The 7,434-nt window shown below is 61.2% G+C and carries 5 protein-coding genes and 1 pseudogene; 1 reads left to right on the top strand and 5 read right to left on the bottom strand.

The features are described 5' to 3' along the window. Positions 1–25: 25 nt before the first annotated feature. The 4 genes from B30_RS20145 to B30_RS20130 form a co-directional block, all read right to left on the bottom strand. Positions 26–1,159 (bottom strand): ABC transporter ATP-binding protein, encoded by a 1,134-nt coding sequence (locus B30_RS20145; RefSeq protein ID WP_009574081.1) that lies wholly within the window; start codon positions 1,157–1,159, stop codon positions 26–28. 54 nt (positions 1,160–1,213) lie between these two features. After that, on the bottom strand, positions 1,214–2,365 hold the full coding sequence (locus B30_RS20140) for a carbohydrate ABC transporter permease (protein WP_009574080.1): 1,152 nt from the start codon (positions 2,363–2,365) through the stop codon (positions 1,214–1,216). An 11-nt stretch (positions 2,366–2,376) separates the two neighbouring features. After that, entirely contained in the window at positions 2,377–3,357 is a 981-nt protein-coding gene (locus tag B30_RS20135; protein ID WP_009574079.1) for a carbohydrate ABC transporter permease, read from the bottom strand. Between the two features lie 77 nt (positions 3,358–3,434). Further along, positions 3,435–4,808, bottom strand: a complete 1,374-nt coding sequence (locus B30_RS20130; protein ID WP_009574078.1) for an ABC transporter substrate-binding protein — start codon at positions 4,806–4,808, stop codon at positions 3,435–3,437. Positions 4,809–5,118: 310 nt separating this feature from the next. On the opposite strand from B30_RS20130, the gene B30_RS20125 reads away from it, so the two are divergent. Beyond that, on the top strand, positions 5,119–6,144 hold the full coding sequence (locus B30_RS20125; RefSeq protein ID WP_009574077.1) for a LacI family DNA-binding transcriptional regulator: 1,026 nt from the start codon (positions 5,119–5,121) through the stop codon (positions 6,142–6,144). Between the two features lie 441 nt (positions 6,145–6,585). On the opposite strand, the pseudogene B30_RS20120 reads toward B30_RS20125, so the two are convergent. Next, positions 6,586–7,418 (bottom strand): annotated as a pseudogene (locus B30_RS20120) (IS110 family transposase). Positions 7,419–7,434 lie beyond the last annotated feature (16 nt).

Genomic DNA, 7,434 nt, shown 5'->3' with positions numbered 1-7,434 from the left:
GGGGGGGGGGGGCGGACAGGTGGCGTCAGTGCACACCAGCGGTGATGCGTTTCTTCGGGCGGTCGCGGTAAAGCAGCGACTGGCCGTCTTCGAAGATGTGCACCTTGGACGGGTCGGCGGTCACCTTGACGTCGACGCCGCGCATGTTCTTGTGGATGCCGGGCAGCTTGGCGATCACCGCATCTCGGCCTTCGACGTCCGGGTGAAAATAGAGGATGGTCACCTCTCCAAGCGCCTCGGTGATGGCGATCTTACCATGGTAGAGGAACGGCCCGCCGTCCAAGATCGCCACAAGGTCTTCGGGCCGCACGCCAATATTGACGGTCTTTCCCAGATCCTCGGGCAGGGTCGGCACGGTCGAGATCGCCTCGCCGCCGTCCTTGGTGCGGACATGGGTCTCTGCGCCGGTCTGGATGATTTCCCCGGGGATCAGGTTCATCGCGGGGGAGCCGATGAACTTGGCGACAAACTCGTTTTCCGGCTTTTCGTACAGCTCCAGTGGAGTGCCCACCTGCGCGATGCCGCCGCCCGCCAGCACGACGATCCGGCTGGCCAGCGTCATCGCCTCGACCTGGTCATGGGTGACGTAGATCATGGTGCTGTCGGGCATGGATTCCTTGAGCTGGGCGATCTCGATCCGCGTCGCGACGCGCAGCGAGGCGTCGAGGTTCGAAAGCGGCTCGTCGAACAGGTACACCTTGGGGTCGCGCACGATAGAGCGCCCGATGGCCACTCGCTGCCGCTGCCCGCCCGAGAGCGCCTTGGGCAAGCGATCGAGCAGGGCGTCGAGCTGCAGGATCTTCGCGGCGCGCTCGACCCTTTCGTCGATCTCGGCCTTGGGCATTTTCGCGATTTTCAGGGCGAAACTCATGTTATCACGCACGCTCATGTGTGGATAGAGCGCGTAGGACTGGAACACCATGGCGATACCGCGCTGTGCCGGTGGGACCTCGTTGACGATCATGCCGTCGATGTCGAGTTCGCCGCCGGTGATCCGCTCCAGACCCGCGATCATGCGCAGAAGCGTGGACTTGCCGCAGCCCGAGGGGCCAACGAAGACGATCAACTCGCCGGTTTCGATCTCGAGGTCGATGTCCTTGAGCACCGTCACGGTGCCGCCATAGATCTTTTCGACGTTCTTTAGTGAGAGGTTGGCCATTTCGCTATCCTTTTTCGCTGTCCGGGGGCCGCATTGTCGCGGCCCGCGTCGGTATCACTTCACAGAGCCGGCCAGCAGGCCGCGCACCAGAAACCGTTGCAAGCTGAAGAAGACGCCCAGCGGCACTGCGATCGAGACGAAGGCCGCCGCCGCCAGGATGCCCCAGTCGCCGCCGCGCGAACCCAGCAGATCGTCGGCGATCTTGACCGTCATGACCTTGGCCTCGTCGGCCGAGGGCAGGAACACCTTGGCCACCAGCAGGTCGTTCCAGGTCCACAGGAACTGGAAGATCGCGAAGGAGGCCAGCGCGGGCAGCGACAGCGGCAGGATGATCTTGGTGAAGATCTGGAAATCCGTCGCCCCGTCCACCCGTGCGCATTCGATGATATCGCGCGGCAAGCCAGCCATGTAGTTGCGCAGCAGGTAGACGGCAAGCGGCATCCCGAAACCGGTATGTGCCAGCCAGATGCCCACGAAGCTCTGCCCCACGCCGATGTCGTTGTGCAGGTTCAGCACCGGTACCAGCGCCAGTTGGATCGGCACGACCAGCAACCCGACGATCCCGGCGATCAGCAGGCCGCGAATGGGGAACTCCATCCAGGCCAACGAATAGGCGGCAAAGGCAGCGACCAAGATCGGGATGAACGTCGCCGGCACGGCCACGATCAGCGTGTTGAGGAAGGCGCGGCCCATGTTGTCGCCTGACAGCACCGTCCGGTAGTTGTCCAGCGTCAGCTTGGGCGGGCTCTCAGCCGCGAAATACACCCGCTGGCCGCGACTGCCCGGCTTTTCCGGCGTAATCCAGACATAAGAGCCGTCGGCATTCACCGTCAGCGTCTCGCCATCGCCCAGATCGCCCGTGGTGCCCGCCAGATAGGTGGTGGGCTCTGCCCCGCGGGTACCAAAGGCTGAGATGTCGCCGGGTGTGCCCGAGAAATACGACCGCGCCTCTTCGTCATCGAAGATGTTGCCCTCGACCCGGAAGAGGGGGCCGTCGGGGGTTGCCTCTGTGCCGGTGCGCGCCCGCGCTGTCAGTTCCACGGGCAGCATCGCCTGCCACCACCCGGTGGCCGAGATCTGGTCGCGGTCCCGGAACGACGAGACCAGCAGGCCGAACGTCGGAATGACCCAGATCAGGACCATGGCCGCCATAGCGATATTCTTGGCCCAGCTCAGCGCGGGTTTCTTTCCTGCAATGTTTTCCATGACCGGTCCTCCTACCGAAGTTCTTTTTGTGCCTGGCGGATGTTCGAGATCATCACCGGAAGGACGATGATCATGATGACAAGCGCCACCGAAGTCGCGCGGCCGTCGTCGCGGAACATGAAACTCATCATGTAGCTGGGCAGGATCTCGGTGCCGAAATTGCCCCCGGTCATCGCATAAACGATGTCAAAGATTTTCAGCGACCCGACGGTGATCGTCGTCCAGACCACCACGATGGTGGAAAAGATCTGCGGCATCTTGATCCGGAAAAAGATCTGAAACGGGTTCGCCCCGTCCAGAATGGCGGCCTCGATGGTTTCCTCGGGGATGCCGCGCAGGGCGGCGGAGAGGATGACCATGGCGAAACCGGTCTGGATCCAGACCAGGATGAACATCAGGAAGAAGTTGTTCCAGAACGGGATCTGGATCACGTCGATTGGCCCGGCGCCGAACAGTCCCGCAAGCACGGCGTTGATCAGACCGATATCGCTGTCGACGGCATAGACGAACTTCCAGATCAGCGAGGCGCCGACAAAGCTGATCGCCATCGGCATGAAGATCAGCGATTTGGCGATGTTGCCCCATTTCAGCGTGTCGCTGAGCTGCGCCGCGATCAGGCCGGCGGTGACCGACACGACCGGCACAAAGAGCGCCCAGAGTGCGTTATTGAGGAAGGAGCGACGGAACTCGGGGGACTCGAACAGCGCCAAGTAGTTGCCGAGCGCGATGTACTCATCCCCCGAGCGGTTGAACAGCGACCGGTAGGCGGACCCCACGACCGGATAAGCTAGGTAGACCGTCAAAACCAGCAGGGCGGGGAAGATGAACAGCCAGGGGCGGATGATGTTCGCCCGGCGGATGTTGCTGGCGATGTTCGGCCCCTTGGCCGGGTACAGCACCTTGTCCAGCAGCAGGTTCGATGCGTAGAAGTAGCCTACGCAGCCCCCAACCCCCAGAATGATCGTCGCAAGTCCCTGAATAATGGGATTCATCGGTCCGCCCTCCCGTCGGTTCCGTTATTGGAAAGGCACCGCGAGCTTGTCGCGGCGCATGATGTTGGGGGATGCGCTTAGCGAATCGAGTCCCAGCGCGCCTGGATCGCGGCGGCTGCCTCATCGGCAGTCAGGCTGCCGGTGGTGTATTCCACCATCGCGTTCCAGAACGCGTCGGTGCCGATCTCGCCCGGCATCAGGTCCGAGCCGTCAAACCGGAAGGTCGTCGCGCTCAGCAGGATTTCGGCCAGCGCCCGCCCGGTGTCGTTGGCATAGGCGTCGAGGCTGACGCCCGTGTGCGGCGTCAGGGTCTTGCCCTGCGCGGCAGTCAGCGCGTGCGGCAGAGAGGTCTGGAGAAACGCCATGAAGGCGTGCGCGATCGGCTTGTCCTGCATGATCGTCGCCAGCCCGCCGGAGCCCAGAACCGGCCGACCCAGATCCTTGCCCTCATAGGCAGGGAAGTAGAAGAAATCGGCATCCTCGCCGATGACGATGCCATCGGGAAAGAATGTCGGAATGAACGACGCCTGGCGGTGCATCATGCATTTCGGCGGGAATTCGAATAGCCCGTCCGGGCTGTCGCGGAAATCGATGGTAGCCGCAGCGCTGGAACCGCCGTCCACATAGTCGTCGTTCCTCGCGAAATAGCCGTATTCCTCGATGGCTGCCACCACGCGCGGATCGTTGAAGGGGATCTCGTTCTTCACCCACTGGTCATAGACCTCGGGCGGTTGCGTGCGCAGTATGAAATCCTCGACCCAGTCGGTCGCGGGCCAGCCGGTGCCGGCGCCCGCGCCCAGCCCGAGGCAGAACGGTGTCAGCCCGTCGTCCACCATGGTATCGGTGAGCGTCTTCAACTCCTCCATGCTTTCGGGAATGTCATAGCCGTTTTCGTCAAAGGCTTCAGGCGAGTACCAGACCAACGATTTCACGTCGACGGCGTTGAAGATCCCGTAGACATGCGGCTTGCTGTCCGGACCGGTCGGGCTGGCCAGATCGGCCCAGGACTCTCCGGCTGCGAAGTTGTCGATGTACCATTGCTGCGTGTCCTCGGCGAGCGGCACAAGGTTGCCCTGCTTCGCAAGGTCGGCGGCAAGTCCCGGCTGCGGGAACAGCGCCACGTCCGGTGGGGTCCCGGCCTGCACGGCGATCACGATGTCCTGCTCGTAGCTGTCAGAGCCGGAGTATTTCACCTCGGCACCCGTAGCCTCGGCGAAATAGGCAAAGATCTCGCGCAGCAGATCGGCGTCTCGGCCGGTGCCCGCGCCGGCGATGTCCAGTGTCTGGCCCGAGAAATCATGGCTGTCGGCAAAGGCCTGGAACTCGGCCCAGTCGAAGGGCCCCTCTCCGATGGGAAAGCGCAGGTGCGAGTCCGCCGATGCCGCGCAGGCGAGCGATGCCGCGAGGATCGCGCTGGAGCAAAAGAGCGCAGTGCGGAATTTGGATGTCATGTGTCCTCCCTTTCAAGTTTGCCGCGCCCGGAGCAGGTGCGCTGGCTCCGGGCGTATCGGCCTTGCGCCCCGGAGTGGCGTGCCCCGAAGCGCGTTTTCGAATCCATCTGATTCATTATCTTAACGTTAAGATCACAAATCGGAACGTTAAAATCAACGATAAAATTCCGAGACTCGCAAAAAGTCATTGACCTTCGCGGCGATTTCTATTTCTTCAGAAGCCGACTGGACGCGCACATAACCTCTCGATCCGTGCGCCGTTCGGCGGCGCGTTTTCGATTGGTGACAACGGCAAGGGACGGACTATTACGTGGCGACTTTGAAGGATATCGCAAAGCTCACCGGTCTTTCGGCGACCACCGTCAGCCGTGCCCTGCGCGGGTTCGACGATGTCACGCCATCGACCCGCGAGCGGGTCAAGGAGGTCGCACGGGAGCTGAACTACCGTCCGAACCACAGCGCACGAAAACTAGTGTCCGGACGGTCCGGCGTCGTCGGCCTTGTCCTCGACACACCGCCCGCTGGCTTCGAAGCGGCGCATTTCTTCGAAATAACCCACGCACTCACGCAGGCCATGGCAACTCGGGGACTCGATTTGTTCCTGCATATCTCGACCGACAAAGACCCTCTGAAGACCTACGACCGGCTGATCGGGCAAGGCATGATCGACGCATTCGTGCTGCTGTTCCCCCTGGCGGACGATCCGCGGATGGAGTTCCTGCGCAGCAAAGGCGTGCCGTTTGTCGTGCATGGCAAGCATGTCGAGGCGCCGGAGTACCCTTATTTCGATGTTGATACCGCGGATCTCACGAGGAAGGCGGTGGCGCATCTTGCCGAATACGGGCATCGGCGGATCGCGCTTTTGAATGGCAACGAAAGCTGGATGGTTTCGCGCGAACGCGCACAGGCCTTCAAGACCGCCCTGGCTGAGGCCGGCCTTGAGCCATTGCCGGACCTGATCCGCTACGGCGACACGTCTCAGCGCTTTGGACAGGACGCGGCGCGGACGCTGCTGGAATTGGCGGACCGACCAACCGGCTTCGTCTGCTGCAATTCACTCACGGCAATCGGCGCGCTTTCAGCGATCACGGAGGCGGGATTGATTGTCCCCGGGGACGTTTCCATCGTCGCACATGACGACCGCTTGCCCGGTGTAGACACCGCAAAGCTGGTCCCGCCGCTCACCGTGACCTGCGACGCGGTGCGCAACGCGGGAGAGCCGCTTGCGGAACTTTTGCAGCAGAGGTTGAAAGGCGTGGCGGCGGCGAATCTGCACAGGCTGGAAAAAGCCCGCTGGATTGATAGGAATTCGGTGGCACAGGTTCCTGTTTCGTAAAGGCCGACCCAAACATGCGATCACCGCGCATGTGGGCCGCCGCGCGTCGCAGATCTTGAACTTGTGAAGCGGAGGGGCCTCCCTCAGATCCAACTATTGGGTAGAGGTGACAGCATTGAAAGAGCGCTGTGTTGGGCGATTGGTGTCCGCAAATTGTAATCTTTGGTGTTGCTCAACTTGGCAGGCGCAGCGAATGACATGTGTGGATGGCTCCTGCATAGTAAGACATTTTTGAAGTGATTTGTGCATTTGTCAGAAGCAGTCATGTGTCCGGCCTGTTTGTGCGGTTTTGACCGCTGGCCCTGATGGGTTCCGCAAACCAAGTTCCTATCAGCTTAGCGGACTGTTACGCCCCTGCCATTCGGCGGAGTGTCTTGGTTTTGGCGGCAGACTTATGCACCATCATCTCGCAGGTCTTGCTAACGCGTCGTTCCTTTCCTCTCAGACTGCAGCGCGTGGGCTGTATGGCTCATTGCGGGTCAAAACAGCCCAGACGATCCTGGCCGTCTTGTTGGCCATGGCGACGGTCGCGACACGGGCGCGTTTGCGTTCGAGCAATGACGTCAACCATTTGCTGGCCCGCTCGGGGTGGGATCGTGTTTGTCGGACCAGTGAGGTCATGCCGACGACAAGCAGCTGCCGCAGGTATTGATCCCCCATCTTGGTGATCCGCCCAAGCTTCTCTTTGCCGCCGCTCGATTTGTTTGCGGGTGTCAGGCTCAGCCAGGCAGCAAACTCCCTGCCATTTCGGAACTGATGCCCGTCGCCAATGCTGGCAATAATCGCGGAAGCTGTTACCGCGCCGACACCGGGTATCGTGCGCAACAAACGAACACGCGCATCTTCTTTGGCGACCAGCTTTAGGCGTTCCTCATACCAGCAGATCCGTTTATGCAGCGACATAAGTTGTTCCGACAGATTGAGGATCACCTCGTTGGCGATCTCCGGCAGGTCGAGCACTTCACCAAGGGTGATGTCTTCGGCAAAGCTGATCACACGGGCCAAGCCTCTCGGAATGAAAATGCCGAACTCGGCAACCGTCCTCGCAAGCCGTTGATCAACTGCGTTCTTTGACGAACCAAAAGGTCGCGCGCCCAGTGATGGGCGCTGCTGCACGATTCCATGCCGACCAGGCAGGGATCCAGTTTTTCAAAGAACGATAGAAATTGCGCTCGTCGCAGCGGGCGGTTGAACACCACTTCTTCGCTTTCTGTAATACCGCGGACTTGGAAGACGTTCTTCGCCAGATCAACGCCGATTGTGGTAACTTGCATGGGGTGGCTCCTCTCA

This window comes from Celeribacter baekdonensis B30, assembly GCF_000299875.1.
GTDB lineage: Bacteria > Pseudomonadota > Alphaproteobacteria > Rhodobacterales > Rhodobacteraceae > Celeribacter > Celeribacter baekdonensis_A.
The sequence above is the reverse complement of the archived record's forward strand: the minus strand, read 5'-3'. Positions and strand labels throughout refer to the sequence as shown.

Bases quoted from the DNA above. Each gene is read 5' to 3' on its own strand.
- B30_RS20140 (WP_009574080.1), bottom strand. From the start codon at position 2,365: ATGGAAAACATTGCAGGAAAGAAACCCGCGCTGAGCTGGGCCAAGAAT.
- B30_RS20145 (WP_009574081.1), bottom strand. From the start codon at position 1,159: ATGGCCAACCTCTCACTAAAGAACGTCGAAAAGATCTATGGCGGCACC.
- B30_RS20130 (WP_009574078.1), bottom strand. From the start codon at position 4,808: ATGACATCCAAATTCCGCACTGCGCTCTTTTGCTCCAGCGCGATCCTC.
- B30_RS20135 (WP_009574079.1), bottom strand. From the start codon at position 3,357: ATGAATCCCATTATTCAGGGACTTGCGACGATCATTCTGGGGGTTGGG.